Here is a 19373-nt window from a genome sequence, read left to right on the forward strand (position 1 = left end):
ACATCCGAAGTGCGCAGTAAGCACGAAGTGACAATTGAAAAAAGCCCGAAGCAATGATTGCCTCGGGCTTTCTATTTTGAAAAAGGGTTATTTTAGCGCAGTTTTGAATTGTGCAACGGCTTCATCCATATCATGAGCTTGAGCAGAGACAGAGTTCACTTCATGCAAGCATTCCTGAGCGGATTGCATGTTATTCTCAGATATTGCGTTTAGCTCGGTGATTGAACCGCTAACTTGGTTCATAACGATACCTTGTTCTTCAATTGCTGAAGCTATGCGCTCCGAATTACCTTGAATTGAATGCATGTCAGTGATGATCTGCTGTAGGCTAGAATCCAGTTTTTCAGAAGCATTAAGTGTTTGTTGCCCTTGATCGTTACATTGATCAATATCAGCAACAACTGTAGACATTTGAGTTTGAATATCTGCAACGACCCGCGTGATTTCCTCTGTGGATTGATGAGTTCGGCTAGCTAGGGCGCGTACTTCATCGGCGACAACTGCAAACCCGCGGCCTTGTTCGCCTGCTCGCGCGGCTTCAATTGCTGCGTTGAGAGCTAGTAGGTTGGTTTGCTCTGCAATTTCTTGGATGATGTTCACGGCACCACCAATTTTATCTACATGCTGATTCAGCGAGCCAATCGACTGCTGGCTGTTTGATAAAATCGTGGTTAGTTGACCGATGTTGGTTACCGTCGCCTCAACAACTCCTCGACCTTGTTCGGCATTATTCGCTGCCTGATGTACGCCTTCTACCGCAACTGATGTGCTTTCAGAGATTTCACCTATTGTGGCAACCATTTGCTGAACTGCCGTCGCCATTGATGCAGTGTGGTCAGTTTGAGTGTGGAATTGCTCCATAACGCCTTCTAACTCACGATGCATATTATCGGTACTTGCAGTGAGTTGCGCCGATTTTTCTTGGGTACTACTAATTAGATGCTCAAGCTTATCCAATAGGTCATTGAGGTGATGACTGATATCAAATAGCTCGTCTTGACCTTTCAAATCAGATCGAAGTCCCATGTTGTTCGTTTCGCTGATACTTCGAATGGTGCCAAGTAAGCTATTCACTCGCGTATTGATTGAACGTGAAATTTGCCAAATCAATGCGAAAATAACGACTAAGATCAGAGCTGTAATGACCTGCTTGATGGTCGACATTTGTTCATCACGTTGTGCGGCAGCAGAGCTAAGGGCTGTGGAAAAGGTTTCAAATTGCTCTTCTACGGCATGGGATAATGCGCGAGTTTCACCGAGTAGGCCTTTGTCATAAGCAACCCCAACAACTTGCTTTTGGGCCGCCAATTGCTTACCTGTTTTGATAAGCTCCGGAGCATATTGCCCCTCAAGCAAGTCACTATTGAATAGTCCTGCTTTTACCGCAGAGTCAAAACGGACTAATGCCAATAACTGCTGGTGGTCTGAACGTTGTTTTGCTTCTAATAGTGCTTGTTCGTAACCAGCGAGAAGCCCACTCTTTGAATCAAGCCCGTATAGTTGGTAAGCGCTGACCAGATTCTGAAAGCCCCTTTGGTATGCGAGCAAGTCTTGCTTAAATTGTTGACTGGAAGGTAATTCATTACTCTTGAGTATGTTCGCAAGCTCTTTTTCTGTGTCTATAAACTTGTCAACATTGGCGTCAAACTTATTTAGATATTTGTCATTACTACGTAGTAGGAAATCTTTTTCATTTCTGCGTAAGTTGAGTAAGCGTATTTCTAGATCACCAACGAGTTTGATCGCGTGATTTAGATCATTGCTCTTGTTTTCAAAATGGGATGACGTACCCAAAAGGGCCACGATGCCTAAAATGGCGATAACTCCGAGGAAGTAGAGTTTTTGCCTAATAGTCATATTGTTGTTTCCTGAATAAGTAACTAAAAAGAGAAATCCAATGAGATTTCCAAGGGCTAGCAAACGTTGTTCAACTAACATGTCGAGAAAACGACATTCACTAATACAGCACTTTTTTACGTTGCTGTTTTTTCGCTCCGTGCTTGTTTTTTGTATCAAGTCGTCGGCGTTGAGAAGCGCGGGTTGGTTTCGTTTTAATACGCTTCTTCTCCTGTAAAGCGGCAGCTTTTATCAATGCTTGAAGCCGATTTAGGGCGTCTTCCTTATTTTGTTCTTGTGTCCGAAATTGTTGCGCTTTGATGATGATCACGCCATCTTTACTTATACGACTATCAGAAAGTGCAAGTAATCGCTCTTTGTAAAAGTCAGGTAAGCTGGAATGCCGGATATCAAAGCGCAGGTGTATAGCGGACGCTACCTTGTTAACGTTCTGGCCACCATTTCCTTGAGCTCTAATTGGGGATAATTGAATTTCCCACTCTTGAATTGTGACGGAGTTCGAAATTTTGAGCATGATAAGTAAATGCCGGTAAGGACGATTGAAAGAGCTGATAAATTAACATTACAGATGCACAAATAGAAGAAAAGACATGAGCACGATTGATTTTAGACCCTATGAGGGATTCATATTTGATATGGATGGTACTCTAATCGATACCATGCCAGCCCACTTGGCAGCTTGGCAAGCAACTGCTGAGCGTTTTGATTTTCCGTTTTGCCAGGAATGGTTTCACAGTTTGGGAGGGATGCCGAGCTTTAAAATTGTTGAGGAACTAAATCGTGTGCATGAGCTTTTATTAGATCCTAAAACTGTCGCGACATTTAAAATGGAAACATTCGCTGCTATGGAGCTTCATGGTGACGTTATTCCTTGCACGAACATCGTGTTAGAGGAATATTTAGGCCATAAGAAAATTGCAGTCGGGACTGGCAGCCAACGAGAAAGTGCCATGCGCTTATTAAGTCATGCAGGTTTATTAGACAAGTTGGATGTTGTAGTAACCGCGAGTGATGTAGAGAACCATAAACCCTTTCCAGATACCTTTTTGGTGGCCGCGGAACAACTCGACTTGGAGGCGTCACAGTGTCTTGTGTTCGAGGATACTGAGCTGGGGAAGCGAGCGGCGCATGCAGCTGGTATGGATTGCGTTATGGTGCAAGATAATGAGTTGATCTTTTTCCCAAAACCATAGTGGCAATATCCCTTAATATGAGATCAAAATGGGGTGCAAATGCACCCCATTAATTTTTACCACATCATCGATCATGAATCATAGATGCTTATTCTGGTTGAACTAGCTCTTGGTATTCAAATGAAGGTACCACAACTTCTACGCGACGGTTTTTCTCACGACCTTCGCGAGTGCTGTTGTCAGCAACTGGGTTTTCTTCACCCATACCTTTAACTGTCAAACGATCTGAACCAATGCCAGCTGCGGTTAGGTAATCAGCAACAGATTGAGCACGACGCTCAGACAGTTTTTGGTTGTATGCCGCAGGGCCTGAGCTATCCGTGTAACCAGTAATCTCTACTTGAGCTTGAGGATATTCGTTCAAAAATGAAACAAAGTTGTCCAGACGTTCAGAAACGGACTCTGTTAACTTAGCACTATCGAATTCAAACGTACCTGTACCATACTCTTCTTTGTGCACCTTGCTCATCATCACTGGTTCTGGATCTGGCTCGATCACTTCTTCCGTTACAACTGCTGCAACAACTGGAGCTGCTGCGAATTTGTAGTTAACACCGATACCAAAGAAGTTAGCATCCATGTCGTCCCACACGTCGTCAGACATGTCTTGGTAACGTTGGTATTCAGCGCGAACACTCCAGTTTCTATCGATCGAGTATTCAGCACCCAAAGAACCTGTTGGGACAAAGTCTGTTTCGTCATCAGACATCATGTAAGCACCACCGATCTTAGCAAACAGATTCCAAGAGTCGTTTAAGTGCCAGTTGAATTTAGGTGCAAGTGTTAAAGCCGTTAGATTGCCGTCAATCGTATTAATCGTATTAGCCCCTGACCTAGAGTTTCCTTCATAGTCGCCTAAGAAGTCTACGCCGTACTCTAGCCCGATGATATCGGTAAAGTCATAACCGATATGTAGTCCTGCACCGAACGCTTCATCATCACAAGGGCTATTTAGATAGCAAGCGTCGTCAAGTGTAGTCATGCCCACTTTGCCCCCGATGTACATTTCAGCTTGAGCAGAGTTTAAAAGCGCGCTACTACCAGCTACCACTGCTGCTACTGCAATTGCTACTTTGTTCATAATGTTTCCTTGTATTGATTGCATATTAACTTCTACTTCGTTTTATCAAAAAATTAGAAAAAACCAGCGTTTATAAGAAATTAGTTTAATATTCTAATCATTTCATATCAAGCAACAATATATTTGAACTTGATCAACATTTACTACCCAAAAATACCTCACAAACTTCTGATATTTCTTACATTGTAGTAAAGATTTTTTGGTGCATAAGAAAATTGATGATTATTTTGAACTTTTTTTCGTAAACTTTACTTTACACTGTGCGTGGTGGTTAACAGGTGGTTTTTGTTTGCATTTATTTGCAAAAACTGATTGCAAGTCTACGCCTAAGCCGATAAGTTACTTAAACGCTAGACAGAAAATGACCACAGCCCTTGATGCTGCTCGCTTTGTGAACAATGTTGCAATGAGTTCAGTTGGTAAAAATGGGGTCGGAAATAAAACCAGGAAGTAGAAGTAATGTTTCAAACTGATGATGTAAGAATAAATAGAGTAAAAGAGTTATTGCCACCTGTTGCAGTATTAGAGAAGTTCCCAGCGACTGAAACCGCTTCTTCGACCACTTTTGATTGCCGTAACGCCATTCACAATATTCTTGAAGGAAAAGACGATCGATTACTCGTGATCGTTGGCCCGTGTTCTATTCACGATCCGGCTGCCGCGGTTGAGTACGGTAAAAAGCTAAAAGTACTACGTGATGAACTGGGCGAGCAGCTTGAGGTTGTTATGCGAGTTTATTTTGAAAAGCCGCGTACGACCGTTGGTTGGAAAGGCCTTATCAATGACCCTTACTTAAATGACACCTATAAGCTAAATGATGGTCTACGTATCGGACGTAAACTTCTTCTTGATCTAACCGATATGGGCTTGCCAACGGCAAGTGAATTCTTAGATATGATCACACCTCAGTACGTGGCGGATTTGATCAGTTGGGGCGCTATCGGTGCTCGTACGACAGAATCTCAGGTTCACCGCGAGCTAGCTTCTGGTCTTTCTTGTCCTGTAGGTTTCAAAAACGGTACAGACGGGAATATTAAAATAGCGAGCGACGCGATTCGTTCTGCAAGCGCTTCCCATCACTTCCTTTCAGTAACAAAATACGGTCATTCCGCGATCGTAGAAACCGCTGGTAATCCAGACTGCCATATTATTCTACGTGGCGGTAAAGAACCAAACTACAGTGCAGCACATGTAGCTCAAATTAAAGATGAGCTGGACACCGCAGGTCTGCCGAAAAAAGTGATGATTGATTTTAGCCATGCTAACAGCTCGAAGCAGTTCAAGCGTCAAATGCTGGTGTCTGATGATGTATCCGAACAAATCTCTGCTGGCGAAGAAGCCATTTTTGGTGTGATGATCGAGTCTCATTTAGTTGAAGGTCGCCAAGACTTAGTGGATGGCAAAGCAGCCACTTATGGTCAGTCGATTACTGATGCATGTATTGGTTGGGAAGATACGGAAACGGTACTTCGTCAGCTTTCTGATGCAGTAAAAGCGCGCCGCAACAAGTAAGCTCAACAGAAAAACTTTTTAAAAGCGAAAAGTGAATAGTGAAGAGCCAGAGGTACTATGCCTCTGGCTCTTTTTGTTGAGAATTACTCTCATATCTTTCTATTGTTTCTGCTTTCCTATATGTTATCTGTATACGTTGTAACCAAAAGGAATTTGGAATTGAATCGTAATGTATGGCTTCTATCCCTCTGCCAAGCCTTATTAATGACAGGGAATATTTTACTCATATCTGTTATTGCCCTTATTGGCAAAACACTTGCGCCGTCATCAAGTTTTATCACATTACCAGTTGCACTGCAGTTTTTGGGACTGATGGCCGCGACAATTCCTGCGTCGCTAATTATGGGCAAGTTAGGGCGTCGCCTTGGTTTTAGCCTTGGTAATGTCATTGGCATTTTGGGTGCTAGTCTAGCGACGTATGCATTAAGTCAACAAAACTTCTATCTGTTCTGCATGTCTACGTTTTTGCTTGGTGTTGGTATAGGTTTCGGTACTCTATACAGGTTTGCTGCCATTGAAGTGTGTGAAGAGTCGGCAAGGCATAGGGCGATTTCGATATCTATGGCGGGTGGGGTGTTAGCGGCGATCCTTGGGCCTAATCTGGCCGTGTACTCGCAGCAGTGGTCAGATGATGGCTTATACATTAGTGCATTTGCTGTGCTTGTCGTGCTTTATATAACCGCGTTGGTTGTGCTACAAACCATTCGTTTTCCACCTGCACACACGCAGGCGCTACACGCTAAGGCGGATAAGCTGAGACTGATTATTCGTCGACCTAATTTCATGCTGGCAGTTATCGCGGCAATGGTTGCGTACGCGGTGATGAACATTTTAATGACAGCAACTCCTTTAGCGATGATTGGTTGTGGCTTTGATTTTGATAAAGCGGCGGGAGTGATCGAATGGCACGTGTTGGGTATGTTTGCACCTGCGTTTGTCACGGGCCGTCTGATAGAGCGGTTTGGCGCTAAGAATATGATTTTAGCGGGTGGATTGCTATTTGTTGCTTGTATTGGAATTAACATACATGGAGTGTCTATCTGGCATTTTAGCCTTGCTTTAATCCTGTTAGGAATAGGGTGGAACTTTATGTTTATCGCAGCAACCGGGCTGTTTAGTCAAAGCTATGAAGCGAAAAACAGAAGCAAGGCTCAAGCGTTTAATGAATTCTTCGTGTTCAGTTGTGTCACCATCACCGCATTACTATCTGGTTGGCTTGAGTCTACCGTAGGTTGGCAGAATCTTAATTTGTATGTTCTTCCATTTGTGTTACTCGTTATCGCGATGTTTGCGTTAAAAACGAATAAAAAGCCAGAATCACAAACCGCTTAATTAAGGCTTAATATATAACCCGGCCGATCGTGTCGGGTTTGTTTATTAGCTCAAATCAACAATCTCTTCTTTATCTTTTTATCGATAATGTGAATTCCCACAATAAAAATGTCGATTTGATAAGACTTTTTATCTAACTTTTTGTAATAAAAATAAAAATCCTGTATATATCTTGCCGAAAATCAATAAAAACTAAAGAAGTTTCGTCTATGTCAGCCAATATTTCTCATAAAGCTCAAGAAACTCTCGTGAGGGAGTCTGAGGAGCTCGTCTCAACAACGAACTTACAAGGTGTTATTACATATTGTAATGAAGCCTTTTGCCGCGTTGCTGAATACACTCACGAAGAACTTGTCGGTCAGAACCACAATATAGTTCGTCATAATGATATGCCTAAAGCCGCTTTCGGTGACATGTGGGCACGCCTTAAACAAGGTAAAGCCTGGCGTGGAATGGTTAAGAATGCCACTAAGTCTGGCGGTTACTATTGGGTTGATGCTTATGTCACCCCTATCTACGAAGACAACCATGTTGTTGGGTATCAATCAGTGCGCGTGAAACCAAAGCGAGAGTGGGTTGATATTGCGACAAAAGCCTACAAAAGCATGCGTGCTGCAGAGAAGTCTGGCCGAACTTGGTCGTTGAAAATCAATGAAACCATTCGCTATGCGATTCTACTTGGTGCACTAACCGCACCTGCAACCGCATATGCGTTGTCTGTTGAAGGGCCGTTGGCTTGGCTTGCAAGTGCGTTACCTGCAAGTGTTCTAGCTCTGTTATTCCGCCAAGAGTTAATTGATACACCTCAGCAACTTAAAAAGTTACAAAAGCAATATGACAGCGTAAGTCGCTTGATCTATTCCGGTAACACGGCATTTTCGATTGCCGATTTCCATATCAAAATGCTATCCGCAAGAATTCGAACCGTGTTAGGAAGAATGACTGACTCCGCATTGCCTTTGCAGCATTGCGCCGAAGAGCTCAGTCAAACAACGGCAGAAGTCTCGGCTGCATTAAATCAGCAAAATACCGATATTCATCGTGTGCGAGATGCTACCCAAGAGGTGGAGTCGTCGGCAAATTCGGTTTCTTCGAGTACCAATGATGCCCATATGTTGATTGATGATACATTGAAGTCATGCTTGATGGCGAAGGAGACCATTGATCAAACGCACACCAATCTAGCGAAGTTAAGCCTTCAAGCTGAAAAAGCGACGGAAACGACGTATCAACTGAGTGATCAGGCGCAGAAGGTGAACCATTTGATGGAAGAGATTGGTGGGATCGCAGAGCAAACCAATTTACTGGCACTCAACGCGGCGATTGAAGCGGCAAGAGCAGGGGAGCAAGGTCGTGGTTTTGCTGTTGTAGCTGATGAGGTCCGCGCGCTTTCTGGGCGAACATCCAATGCAACTGAACAAATCCAAGCCTCTATCTCCACTATGTTGGCAACGATTCAAAGTTGGCAGAAAGATATTCTGGCAAACAAAGAGCAAACCGATGCCTGTTCTCAAGTAGCAGAACAAAGCGCGTTGCGTTTGTCTGAAGTTGAACAGATGATGCAAACCATGAGTGGGCTGATGGTTGATGTAGCAGAAGCGGCGAATAACCAGTTAAAGCTATCTAGTGATGTAAACCAGCACATTCATTCTATTGCTTCGACCGCAGAACAAAACTTGGCAGCAACACATTCAGTTGAGCAAAATAGCCGACAGTTGAAAGACCAAGTACAAGATTTCTATCAGCTCGCACTTCGATTTGAAGACAAATAGTCGTAACGAAAGTTGTGATGTTTATGTCCTGGCTGCGTTTATGCGAATAGGAGCCAGATAAAAGAAAGCCCCGCCATTGCTGGTGGGGCTTTTCAGTTTTCACATTCGCAATAGAGAAAACTGACTATCTTTTTACTGCAATTACGCGAGTAGCTCTTTTGCTGTGTTCACTACGTTTTCAGTCGTGAAACCAAACATTTTGAATAGTTCGCCGGCTGGTGCAGATTCACCGAATGAAGTCATACCAATGATGCGACCGTCGAAACCTACGTACTTGTACCAGAAGTCAGCAATACCTGCTTCAATTGCGATACGTGCTGTTACGTCTGATGGCAGTACAGATTCACGGTAAGCGGCGTCTTGTTTGTCAAATGCATCTGTTGATGGCATTGAAACAACGCGTACTTTCTTACCTTCAGTAGTTAGCTGTGCTGCTGCTTCTACTGCTAGTTCAACTTCAGAACCTGTTGCGATAAGGATTAGCTCTGGCTTGCCTTCGCAATCTTTCAGAATGTAAGCACCTTTCGCGATGTCTGCTACTTGTTCTGCTGTGCGCTCTTGTTGCGCAAGGTTTTGACGAGAGAAGATAAGTGCTGTCGGTGCATCTTTACGTTCAATCGCTAGTTTCCAAGCTACAGCGGACTCAACTTGGTCACATGGACGCCATGTGCTCATGTTTGGTGTTAGGCGTAGCGATGCCATTTGCTCAACTGGTTGGTGAGTTGGACCATCTTCGCCAAGACCGATAGAGTCATGCGTGTACACTTGGATGTTCTGAATTTTCATCAGCGCAGCCATACGCATTGCGTTACGTGCGTACTCCATGAACATTAGGAATGTTGCGCCGTAAGGAACGAAACCACCGTGTAGCGCGATACCGTTCATGATCGCTGTCATACCGAATTCACGCACGCCGTAGTGGATGTAGTTACCAGAGAAGTCGCTTGCTTCTAGAGACTTAGAACCAGACCACATTGTTAGGTTAGAAGGTGCTAGGTCAGCAGAGCCACCCATGAACTCTGGTAGTAGAGCACCAAATGCTTCTAGAGCATTTTGAGACGCTTTACGTGATGCAATGTTTGCTGGGTTAGCTTGAAGATCAGCAATGATTTGGCTTGCTTTCTCTTCCCACTGTGCAGGAAGCTCACCGTTTACGCGGCGTTTAAATTCAGCTGCCAGCTCAGGGTACGCTGCTTCATAAGCTGCAAATTTCTCGTTCCACGCTGCTTCCTTAGCTGCGCCTGTTTCTTTCGCTGACCATTCTGCGTAGACTTCTTGCGGAATTTCAAAAGGACCGTGCTCCCAACCTAGTTCTTTGCGTGTTGCTGCGATTTCTTCTGCACCTAGTGGCGCACCGTGACAATCGTGTGAACCAGATTTGTTTGGTGAACCAAAACCGATGATAGTCTTAGTACAGATAAGTGTAGGACGTGGATCCGCTTTCGCCGCTTCAATTGCTGCGTTGATTGCGTCAGCATCGTGACCATCGACTGCAGGGATTACGTGCCAACCGTAAGCTTCGAAACGCTTAGGTGTGTCGTCAGAGAACCAACCTTCAACGTGACCGTCGATAGAGATGCCGTTGTCATCCCAGAACGCGATCAGCTTGCCTAGACCTAGAGTACCTGCAAGAGAACATGCCTCGTGCGAAATACCTTCCATCAGACAGCCGTCGCCCATGAACACGTAAGTGAAGTGGTCAACGATGTCGTGGCCTTCTTTGTTGAACTGTGCTGCTAGCGCTTTTTCAGCTAGAGCCATACCAACCGCGTTAGTGATGCCTTGACCTAGCGGACCCGTTGTGGTCTCGATACCTGGCGCGTAACCATACTCTGGGTGACCAGGAGTTTTAGAGTGAAGCTGACGGAAGTTTTTCAGATCGTCGATAGACAACTCGTAACCTGCAAGGTGCAGTAGAGAGTAAATCAGCATTGAGCCGTGGCCGTTAGACAGTACGAAACGGTCGCGGTCTGCCCACTCAGGGTTTGATGGGTTGTGGTTTAGATGAGAGCGCCAAAGAACTTCAGCGATGTCAGCCATACCCATAGGTGCACCTGGGTGACCAGAGTTAGCTTGTTGAACACCATCCATGCTTAGCGCACGGATTGCATTTGCTAGATGTTTACGATCCATAGTGATTACTTCTCGATATTTGATTTAAATAGAGGGAACTCGCCGAAACAAGTTCAAATAGAATTTTTTGAAAATAGTGCTGATGGTAAAAGCGAGTAGACGGGCTACTCGCTTTTGGTAAGCAATTAAAGCTTAGCTTCGATCATCGCTTCTAGTTTGCCTTGGTCAACGGCGAAGTTGCGGATACCTTCAGCCAGCTTCTCAACAGCCATTGGGTCTTGGTTATGTTCCCATAGGAACTCTGCGTGAGTCATTGGTGCTGGACGCTCAGCTGCGCCTTTAGAATCAACTAGTTTCTCAACTACTTCACCTTCAGCTGCTTCTAGTTCTGCAAGTAGAGCAGGAGCGATAGTTAGACGGTCACAACCAGCTAGCTCTAAGATCTCACCGATATTACGGAAGCTTGCGCCCATAACTACAGTTTTGTAGCCGTATTCTTTGTAGTAGTTGTAGATCTTAGTTACAGATAGTACGCCTGGATCTTCTTGAGCTTCGAAGTCACGGCCTTCTTTCGCTTTGTACCAGTCCATGATACGACCAACGAATGGCGAGATTAGGAATACACCCGCTTCTGCACAAGCACGTGCTTGAGCGAACGAGAATAGAAGCGTTAGGTTACAGTTGATGCCTTCTTTTTCTAGGATCTCAGCTGCGCGAATGCCTTCCCAAGTTGAAGCCAGTTTGATAAGGATACGGTCGTTAGTGATGCCAGCATCGTTGTACATTTTTACTAGTTGACGAGCTTTCGCTACACTGCCTTCCATATCGTAAGATAGACGAGCGTCTACTTCTGTAGAGATACGACCTGGGATAGTTTTTAGGATTTCTTTACCGATGTTTACTGCAAGCATGTCACAAGTGTCTTGAACTTGTTGAGCTTTGTCATTGCTCTGTGCTTTAGCGTATTCGATTGAAGCATCGATTAGAGGTGCGTACTCTGCGATTTGAGCGGCTTTAAGGATAAGAGAAGGGTTAGTTGTTGCGTCTTCTGGCTGATACTTTTTAATTGCATCAATTTCGCCAGTGTCTGCTACTACAGTCGTTAGTTTACGAAGTTGCTCTAACTTGTTGCTCATAATCGATCATCCTATTTAAATGGGCTTAAGCGTGATTTTTGTTATCACGGCTTGTGCATTTGCAAGCGAGTTAGCTAACCGTCTCATCGCATTTAATGAGACATCTGCTCAGCCAACTACGGAAAATTTCGTTACCGAACAAATGCTATGAACATTTGATCGATAGCTGAGTAAATGATGTGTCCATATTTATCCTATCTATGCTGAAAGTCAATCGCTGAAATGGACTTATAGTGAACTTCATCAACGTTTTTTTACTGTGTGTTTAGTGGTTAACCCAAATAAACGTTTGCCCTTATTGTTCAAAGCTTGAGCGTTGTCCAATAGGGTAAAAAATTGTAGTGAGAAAATGTTATTGCGATGAGCAAATGTAGCGTTTAAATTGATAAAGAACATATGCTAAGTCAATGAGCATATGTTCACTTATTGCATACAATATCGATCCTCTTAAAGGGCGAGAGAAACCATGAGCAGTTCTAATCAAGATATTTCCATTGAAAACACGGATTTGTTGACAGAGATTTCCGTCGCGTATTATCAAGACGGTGCGACTCAGGAAGAGATATCGAGAAAATTTGCCATATCACGCGCAAAGGTCGGGCGAATGCTCAAGCAGGCGCGTGATGAAGGCATTGTTGAAATTACCGTTAAATACCATCCGGTGTTCAGCGCCAAGATTGAACAACGTTTGATCGAGCGATTCGGCGTTAAGCGCGCGCTTGTTGCTCTTGATCAACCGAATGAAGAAGCGCAACGACTACAGGTATCGGGATTGGTGTCCAATTATCTCACTAGCACGCTCAAAAACGGCATGGTGGTGACGGTCGGACAAGGGCGCAACGTTTCGTCTGTCGCTCACCATATTGGTGTTATTACGCCGCGTGACTGTAAATTTGTGTGTGGCATTGGTGGTATTCACCCGCGTGGCGGTATGTATAACGCCGACCATATTTGTCGTCAGTTGGCGAAGAAATATGGGGGAACCTCTGAAACCCTTTATGCGCCGGCATACGCAGAAAATAGAGAACAGAAGTTGGCCTTCATGCAAAATGCAACCGTGAAACAAACGCTCGACCTAGCACGTAAAGCCGATGTTGCTTTGGTTGGTATTGGTGACATGAGCGAAAACAGTTACATGGTCGACTTAGGTTGGTTTACGCCTGATGAAGTGGTTCAGTCGAGACTTCAACAAGGTGTGGTAGGGGATTTTGCAGGTTATGACTTCTTTGATATTCACGGTAATGTAGCGAACACGGTAATGAGTGACCGAGTAATTGGACTTGGTATTGAAGAGTTTCGGCCGATCTCGGAAGTCATTGCGATCGCAGCTGAGAACAGCAAGCCACTCGCTCTACTCGGAGCATTAAGAACTGGAGCGATAGACGTGATCGCCACGAGCGTTAGTAACGCATTAACCGTGCTCAACTTAGATGAGCAAATGCACGGCAACGCGACATCTGAACGCTAACGGAAATAGTCGGCTTTTGATGTAGTCAGGCTATGAGGGGTGACAAATCACTCATAGCCAGTTTCTATTTCGAAATGACAAGTTTGGTTTAGAAGCTGCGTTTAGTTTATTGGAACACATCATCTTTAGATAAACGTAAGATACTTTGTTAAACAGACACTTGTCTTAACACTCGATAGGTAGAGAGTGGTCAGCACCCCATTCGGTCCAAGAACCGTCGTACACCGACAGATTGTCTAGACCAATTTGATACGCCGCGAGTAATAAAATGCATGCGGTTACACCGGAACCGCAACTAAAAATAATCGAATTGTCACTATCTATCGTTAGTGCGCTAAATATCTGTTGCAACTCTGAGTTTGGTTTAATGTGACCGTTGGTCAAGAGCTCTTGAAACGGTAAGCAAACCGAATTTGGGATGTGCCCACTACGTAGACCTTCTCGTGGCTCAGGCACTTCACCAAGGAATCGTGCTTTGGCTCTGGCATCGATGATGTTGGCACTTTTATTGGTTGAATGAGCAAGAACATCTTGTGCACTCAAAAAGGCATTTTGGTTGAGCTTACCTGCAAAGTTACCTTCTTCGCTTGGTTGCGATAGGGTACTTTCAACAGGGAATCCGGCTTCAACCCAAGCGGGAAGGCCGCCGTTTAAGACTCGAACATTATCATGTCCCATAGCTTTGAACATCCACCAAGCTCTTGGCGCGGCTAAAGTGCCAGAGTTGTCGTAAACCACAATCAAATCTTCGTTGTTCAAACCGAGTTGTTGCGCACTTTGGTTGAAGCCTTCTTCTGTTGGCATCATATGCGGCAGGGAAGAACCGGGTAAACAAAAGTCATTGTCGTAATCGAAGCGTAAAGTATTTGGAATCCACTTATCTTGAATCTTTTTGCCTTCAGAAGGGATTTGAAACGCAATACTAGCGTCGAGGAGCTTGACGTTAGGTTGGCCGAGAAAGCTATTGAGTTCATCAGTACTAATCAGTGCTTGCATTGTCTTTAGTTTGCTAGGTGGATAATCTTACTGTTTTACAACAAAAAAATCGCATGTTCAAAAGAACGATGCGATTTTTAAGCTTGAGATTGAAGATTTATGATGAAAGGTCGCTTTCGCCATGCCTTCAATCTATCTAGTTACATGGTCCAAGTGTTGTCTCCAGAAGTAATCACTTTCTGAATTGGGTCACTGCCGTCATAGAACCAAATTTCAACAAGTAGGCTACCTTGGCTATCAGAAACATTAAAGTCGACGTTTGCTGTACCGTTGTTGAGTGGAACCGATGCGACTTTGCTTGGATATTTTGCATCGTAGTTACCTGAACTGTTCTCGACAAACTCTTTGTACACGCTTAGGTGTGCACGTTGTGAAGAGAAACCACTGATGTTTACATTGAGCGTACCCTCCGTCACTGGGTTGTAGCTAAAGCCATCCGGTACTACTAGGTCCTGCATGGTTGCATTTTCTACAGTTACGGTAGTCTCTTCTACGGTTGTTTCTTCCTGTTGGGTTGTGTCTTCCTCTGCAACGGTGGTTTGGGTTGGTGAAGGTGGTGTACTGTTACCACCTCCGCCGCCACCGCCACAAGCCGTTAGTGCTAATCCCATGATGATTGTGATAAGTGCTTTCATAATGTTATCTCCCTATGGAATGTAGCATTTGTTAGGTGTTGGAGCGGTGTGCCAATCTGTGCTTCGTTCGCCACCAGACTCAGCCCAAGTTTGGAATTGAGGGTATGCATCGACCATGTCTACACGCTCTAGCGGCCAATCCCAATCTTCTACTATCAACAGTGCCCAAGGTAAGTTGTTTGCTGTTTTGAAGTACACACCTTGCGCAGGGTCACTTGCATCGACGCCGACACCGAAGAGGTTTTGGTCATCAAACTGTTCTGTTGGTGCTTGGTCTGCTAAGTGAACTTCCCACTTACGCCCTGGTTGGAAAGTAATACCATCGCCATGGTAAGTGCCCGGTGTTGCAAAGATGAACGGGTCGTATGGCATGGCTTGAATTGCTGAACGGTCAGAGCCTTCAGTGAAGTACACATTCAAGGTAAAGGTGAGTGAAACGTTATCATCACAGCCAGACTCGGTACGGAAGTAGCTACAGCTGCTCGCCGCGTGTGTGCTTAAGTCTTCACTGATGATGAAAATGGCTTCATCAGAAATACTTTCCAAGCCATTAGATGCTTGTTCTACACCATTGAAGGAGAGCGTTGTTAGTCCGTTTTCAATCGAGCTTCTTAAAACACCCGGTAGTCGGATTGCGAAGCCATTTTTGTAACTTGCGCCGTAAGCCGCTAGGTCACCAGTAATTTGAATATTCTCAACATGACCAGCAAGACTGGTTTCAGTGATGCGGAATTTCACGACCACATCGTTCATATCGTAGTCTGCGGTGTATGGCCAGTTATCTTCGTAAGCGACGGTGGCGTAATCTTCTGCACTCGGGAAATATTCCACTGAGTAGCCATTACCAGTGATGGTAATTGGGTAATCTTCCACCTCACCAGATGTCGAACCACCATCGTAGTTTAATCCGGTTTGTTGGCTAAAGCGGAATCGGCTCCAGCTAGACCCTTCCGTTGCAGCGGTTGAAACGACAAACGGTAGGGGATTATTACCCGCAGACAGTAGTTGGTCAGTAAAGACTTGTTCGCCTTCATCATTAAAGTCACCATCGCGGTTCCAGTCAAACCATGCTGATAGGTAACCAGAAGTAGAAGCAGTCACATTCACAATTGAGCTTAAGCCTGGGTCAAGTGCGGATACAAAACCAACACCATCTTCATCGGCTGTGCCCACAGAGTTGTCGTTTGCTTGACCGTCGGCATCACCATCAGGAGCGACTGAACCAAGCCAAGTTACACCGTCGACTTCGTGGCGAGGACCGTTTGACGCAAGTGTTGTGTGGTAGCTGTCTGGAGCATCACCGAAATCAATTGGCTCGTCTTCGTTAATCACCGGAGCATTTGCACAACGTGCGCCATCATTTTGGCTTGAGCTTGGACCGTTGGATACAAACTCAACCGCAGGAACGATACCTGCTGCGATATTGGCTGCGTTACCTTCCGAAAGGTCAACGCGATAGATTTTGCCATCTTGGTTACGTGACACGTAGTAGTTGCCGTTTACATCGAAGTAGCCAGCACCAAATGTGCCTTTCTCACCTGTGTCACCTATCGCAGTTGCGCTACCATTTGATGGGTTGAACTGATATAGCACACCAGAGTTGTTGTCGATGCCGTAAAGGGAGCCATCACCTGGATGAAATGCAAAGTCGGTTAGGTTCACAGTCGCTGTTGAGCTGATTTTCACGATGCTCAATGTCGCATTTGGATCAGAATCGAGCGGAGAAAGGTCAATGGAGAAAAGTCCTTTGCCTTTGCGGTACAAGTAGTAGACGTGGTTGTAAACGTCACCTACGTAAAACGTGTGGTCGGTAGGAAGACCCGAAACATCAAGTGTCTCTGCTTGGAAGTCTTGACCAAGACGAACAATCTTTTTGTTTGTGGTGTCGTAGCCGTAGATATAACGGTCAGTGAAGTTAAAGCCTACACCGTTGATGCCCGAAGCCAAACCTGTGTCGTCCTCTAAAAGAGTCGTAGAGCCTGTAACCAAATTGACGCCATAGATTTGAACCGGGGTTGATTGGAACAGGTATGCTTGGCTTGGGCACGTATCAAATGCCGCCGCTTGTGCGTAAGCGCTCGCTACTAGAGACCCAAGTAGTAGTGATGTCCTTTTCATAATTCGCCCTCTCATTGGTTCGTGATATATGTAATGAAAGGAATGTGCCAACTTTTAAGTTGTTGAATTTTATAGAGCTAAGATTTGTAAGAAGAAGGGTTGTAAATCTGATTGTCAAAATGAGAAAAAGCCCAACATCGAGTTGGGCTTTTTGGGAATGATTAGAGATATAGAGCTAACTACAAACCGGGCATGTGGGCATTTTCATCAGATTCATTTCTCGCCAAGACATGCTGAGCGCATCCAAAATCAGAATTTTGCCTTTCTTTGGTTGGCCGTAATCAGCAATCACTTTGATCGTCTCCATCGCTTGTACTGCGCCAACAATACCCACAACAGGAGCCATGACTCCGGCTTCGACACAACTTAACGCACCGCTGCCGAAGAGGGCACTTAAGCACTGGTAACATGGTTGAGTTGGGTCGTCGTAAGTAAACACACTCACTTGGCCTTCCATACGAATAGCCGCGCCTGAAATTAGCGGTGTTTTAGTCGCAAAACATAGGCGGTTAAGTTGATTGCGCGTATCGACGTTATCTGATGCATCGACAACAATAGTGTGTTGCTTAATCAGGCTCTCTAACGCGGTATCATCAAGACGTTTTGCGATGGTATCTACGACAATGTGCGGATTAAGTTCACGTAGTGCATTGGCCGCCGAGTCTACCTTCTTACGACCAATATCCGCATCGTGGTGCAGCACTTGGCGCTGAAGGTTAGAAAGCTCGACGATATCATCATCAATCAGCGTGATTTTACCGACACCAGCCGTCGCCAAATATTGGCTTGATGCGCAGCCTAAACCGCCAGCACCAAGCATTAATACCGATGCTTGCTTGAGTGCTTCTTGTCCTTCAAAGTCAAACTGACGAAGAATGATTTGGCGGTTGTAACGCAACATTTCCTGATCGGAAAGAATATCCACAACGTCTTCCTAGTAAAGGGTTGAGTTGAATAGTTGAATCTGAACCGTTTCGCCCACTTCAACTCGGCCGCGTTCACGTTCCAATACAACAAAACAGTTCGCTAGGCTCATTGAGCGGAATGCACCAGAGCTTTGGTTACCGGTTGTTTCAACGACAAACTTGCCATCTTCCAATGTATAGATACCACGTTGGTAATCGGTACGACCTGGCGCTTTCTTAAAGGCGGTTTTGGTTGTTGCTGGAATAGATTCGGGTGCTTTCCATTCTGTATGGCCTGCAAGTTTTGCCAGCATTGGTTGAACAAGCACGTACGTAGTAAGAACTGCAGAAACAGGGTTACCCGGCAGCCCACAGAACCAAGCTGTACTTAGCTTACCAAATGCGAAAGGTTTACCCGGCTTGATTGCTAACTTCCAGAAACCGATTTCACCAAGCTCTTCAAGAATGTCTTTGGTGTAATCCGCTTCGCCCACACTAACACCGCCTGAGGTCACAACCACATCTGCCAATGTTTGTGCTTGTTCAAAGGTTGCTTTCAGAGTCTCTGGGCAATCTGGAATGATACCAAGATCAACGGCTTCACAACCGAAGTTCTCGATAAGTGGTTTAATACCGTAACGGTTGCTGTCGTAGATCTGACCTTCGTCTAGCGGTTCGCCCAGTGGTTTAAGTTCATCACCAGTAGAGAAGAAAGCAACTTTTGGCTTACGTACTACTGTCACATGGCTAACACCAAGCGACGCAATCATCGGAATATCGCGAGGTGTCAAACGTGCACCTTTTGCCAGTACGATGTCGCCTTGTTTGATGTCGTCACCTGTTGGGCGGATGTTGTTTTGTGGCTTCACGTCGGTTTGGTTGAACTGAATGCCAGCATCTGTTACTTCAGTGTTTTCTTGCATGATAACGGCATCACAACCCTGTGGGATTTTTGCGCCAGTCATGATGCGAACACAGGTACCTTGAGGCCATTCACCTTCAAAAGGTTGTCCTGCAAATGATTTACCTGCCAGAGGCAATACAGAAGATGACTCAAGATCTTGAATGCGAATAGCGTAGCCATCCATTGCTGAGTTGTCGAATGGCGGTACGTGGATAGGAGACAAGATATCTTCTGCCAGTACAAAACCGAGTGCTTCAGCAAGTGGAAGAGAAAGCGTTGTTTGGATAGGTTTGATTCGCGATAACATTTTGTCCATCGCTTCTTCAATTGGCATCAAGCCAGGTGCGTCGCAGCAGCCCATTGAGAAAATCCTGTGTTCTTTTGTTTTGTG

General features: G+C 44.9%; 16 protein-coding genes. 6 read left to right on the top strand and 10 right to left on the bottom strand.

All coding sequences use genetic code 11. The annotated features are described in order from the left end of the window. Positions 1-87: 87 nt before the first annotated feature. Both R7F64_RS10605 and arfB read right to left on the bottom strand, forming a co-directional pair. Positions 88-1857, bottom strand: a complete 1770-nt coding sequence (locus tag R7F64_RS10605) for a methyl-accepting chemotaxis protein (RefSeq protein WP_064354851.1) — start codon at positions 1855-1857, stop codon at positions 88-90. A gap of 100 nt (positions 1858-1957) precedes the next feature. Next, positions 1958-2371: an alternative ribosome rescue aminoacyl-tRNA hydrolase ArfB gene (gene arfB, locus R7F64_RS10610; protein ID WP_017635196.1), complete on the bottom strand. Its 414-nt coding sequence runs from the start codon at positions 2369-2371 to the stop codon at positions 1958-1960. A 76-nt stretch (positions 2372-2447) separates the two neighbouring features. On the opposite strand from arfB, the gene R7F64_RS10615 reads away from it, so the two are divergent. After that, positions 2448-3050 carry a beta-phosphoglucomutase family hydrolase gene (locus R7F64_RS10615; protein WP_262629288.1) on the top strand — a complete coding sequence of 201 codons (603 nt, stop codon included), beginning with the start codon at positions 2448-2450 and terminating at the stop codon, positions 3048-3050. A gap of 88 nt (positions 3051-3138) precedes the next feature. Here the strand turns inward: R7F64_RS10615 and R7F64_RS10620 are convergent, their stop codons facing one another. Then, positions 3139-4131, bottom strand: a complete 993-nt coding sequence (locus R7F64_RS10620; RefSeq protein WP_005373499.1) for an OmpA family protein — start codon at positions 4129-4131, stop codon at positions 3139-3141. A gap of 202 nt (positions 4132-4333) precedes the next feature. Between R7F64_RS10620 and R7F64_RS10625 the strand changes: the two genes are divergently transcribed. From R7F64_RS10625 to R7F64_RS10640, 4 genes are all read left to right on the top strand, one after another. Beyond that, positions 4334-4585, top strand: a complete 252-nt coding sequence (locus R7F64_RS10625) for a hypothetical protein (RefSeq protein WP_318071666.1) — start codon at positions 4334-4336, stop codon at positions 4583-4585. A 5-nt stretch (positions 4586-4590) separates the two neighbouring features. Continuing rightward, entirely contained in the window at positions 4591-5643 is a 1053-nt protein-coding gene (aroG, locus tag R7F64_RS10630) for a 3-deoxy-7-phosphoheptulonate synthase AroG (protein WP_017635200.1), read from the top strand. Positions 5644-5802: 159 nt separating this feature from the next. Further along, the gene (locus R7F64_RS10635) at positions 5803-6975 is read left to right on the top strand and encodes an MFS transporter (protein WP_021035943.1); all 1173 of its coding nucleotides are present in this window, start codon (positions 5803-5805) and stop codon (positions 6973-6975) included. 209 nt (positions 6976-7184) lie between these two features. Beyond that, entirely contained in the window at positions 7185-8747 is a 1563-nt protein-coding gene (locus R7F64_RS10640) for a methyl-accepting chemotaxis protein (protein WP_017819900.1), read from the top strand. Positions 8748-8888: 141 nt separating this feature from the next. Here the strand turns inward: R7F64_RS10640 and tkt are convergent, their stop codons facing one another. Beyond that, positions 8889-10880 carry a transketolase gene (tkt, locus tag R7F64_RS10645; protein ID WP_005373489.1) on the bottom strand — a complete coding sequence of 664 codons (1992 nt, stop codon included), beginning with the start codon at positions 10878-10880 and terminating at the stop codon, positions 8889-8891. Between the two features lie 125 nt (positions 10881-11005). Beyond that, positions 11006-11956 carry a transaldolase gene (gene tal / locus R7F64_RS10650; RefSeq protein WP_005373488.1) on the bottom strand — a complete coding sequence of 317 codons (951 nt, stop codon included), beginning with the start codon at positions 11954-11956 and terminating at the stop codon, positions 11006-11008. 466 nt (positions 11957-12422) lie between these two features. On the opposite strand from tal, the gene R7F64_RS10655 reads away from it, so the two are divergent. Beyond that, positions 12423-13424 carry a sugar-binding transcriptional regulator gene (locus R7F64_RS10655; RefSeq protein WP_005387670.1) on the top strand — a complete coding sequence of 334 codons (1002 nt, stop codon included), beginning with the start codon at positions 12423-12425 and terminating at the stop codon, positions 13422-13424. 165 nt (positions 13425-13589) lie between these two features. On the opposite strand, the gene R7F64_RS10660 is transcribed toward R7F64_RS10655, so the two are convergent. The 5 genes from R7F64_RS10660 to moeA form a co-directional block, all read right to left on the bottom strand. Beyond that, positions 13590-14420, bottom strand: a complete 831-nt coding sequence (locus tag R7F64_RS10660) for a sulfurtransferase (RefSeq protein ID WP_258634291.1) — start codon at positions 14418-14420, stop codon at positions 13590-13592. Between the two features lie 140 nt (positions 14421-14560). Further along, the gene (locus R7F64_RS10665) at positions 14561-15055 is read right to left on the bottom strand and encodes a hypothetical protein (protein WP_213906157.1); all 495 of its coding nucleotides are present in this window, start codon (positions 15053-15055) and stop codon (positions 14561-14563) included. Positions 15056-15067: 12 nt separating this feature from the next. Next, complete coding sequence (locus R7F64_RS10670) at positions 15068-17173, bottom strand: LruC domain-containing protein (RefSeq protein WP_205461073.1); 2106 nt, start codon at positions 17171-17173, stop codon at positions 15068-15070. Between the two features lie 175 nt (positions 17174-17348). Further along, complete coding sequence (gene moeB, locus R7F64_RS10675) at positions 17349-18098, bottom strand: molybdopterin-synthase adenylyltransferase MoeB (RefSeq protein WP_053349250.1); 750 nt, start codon at positions 18096-18098, stop codon at positions 17349-17351. A gap of 9 nt (positions 18099-18107) precedes the next feature. Then, a complete protein-coding gene (moeA, locus tag R7F64_RS10680; RefSeq protein WP_149192114.1) occupies positions 18108-19343 on the bottom strand; it encodes a molybdopterin molybdotransferase MoeA in 1236 nt (411 codons plus the stop codon). Positions 19344-19373: the final 30 nt, after the last annotated feature.

It is taken from the genome of Vibrio sp. Vb1980, from assembly GCF_033338615.1.
GTDB lineage: Bacteria > Pseudomonadota > Gammaproteobacteria > Enterobacterales > Vibrionaceae > Vibrio > Vibrio alginolyticus.

What these genes read in the sequence shown, in the direction of transcription:
- R7F64_RS10660 (WP_258634291.1), bottom strand. Translation starts at nt 14,420, where the DNA reads ATGCAAGCACTGATTAGTACTGATGAACTCAATAGCTTTCTCGGCCAA.
- R7F64_RS10665 (WP_213906157.1), bottom strand. Translation starts at nt 15,055, where the DNA reads ATGAAAGCACTTATCACAATCATCATGGGATTAGCACTAACGGCTTGT.
- arfB (WP_017635196.1), bottom strand. Translation starts at nt 2,371, where the DNA reads ATGCTCAAAATTTCGAACTCCGTCACAATTCAAGAGTGGGAAATTCAA.
- R7F64_RS10640 (WP_017819900.1), top strand. Translation starts at nt 7,185, where the DNA reads ATGTCAGCCAATATTTCTCATAAAGCTCAAGAAACTCTCGTGAGGGAG.
- R7F64_RS10615 (WP_262629288.1), top strand. Translation starts at nt 2,448, where the DNA reads ATGAGCACGATTGATTTTAGACCCTATGAGGGATTCATATTTGATATG.
- R7F64_RS10605 (WP_064354851.1), bottom strand. Translation starts at nt 1,857, where the DNA reads ATGACTATTAGGCAAAAACTCTACTTCCTCGGAGTTATCGCCATTTTA.
- R7F64_RS10620 (WP_005373499.1), bottom strand. Translation starts at nt 4,131, where the DNA reads ATGAACAAAGTAGCAATTGCAGTAGCAGCAGTGGTAGCTGGTAGTAGC.
- R7F64_RS10655 (WP_005387670.1), top strand. Translation starts at nt 12,423, where the DNA reads ATGAGCAGTTCTAATCAAGATATTTCCATTGAAAACACGGATTTGTTG.
- R7F64_RS10670 (WP_205461073.1), bottom strand. Translation starts at nt 17,173, where the DNA reads ATGAAAAGGACATCACTACTACTTGGGTCTCTAGTAGCGAGCGCTTAC.
- tkt (WP_005373489.1), bottom strand. Translation starts at nt 10,880, where the DNA reads ATGGATCGTAAACATCTAGCAAATGCAATCCGTGCGCTAAGCATGGAT.
- tal (WP_005373488.1), bottom strand. Translation starts at nt 11,956, where the DNA reads ATGAGCAACAAGTTAGAGCAACTTCGTAAACTAACGACTGTAGTAGCA.
- moeA (WP_149192114.1), bottom strand. Translation starts at nt 19,343, where the DNA reads ATGGGCTGCTGCGACGCACCTGGCTTGATGCCAATTGAAGAAGCGATG.
- aroG (WP_017635200.1), top strand. Translation starts at nt 4,591, where the DNA reads ATGTTTCAAACTGATGATGTAAGAATAAATAGAGTAAAAGAGTTATTG.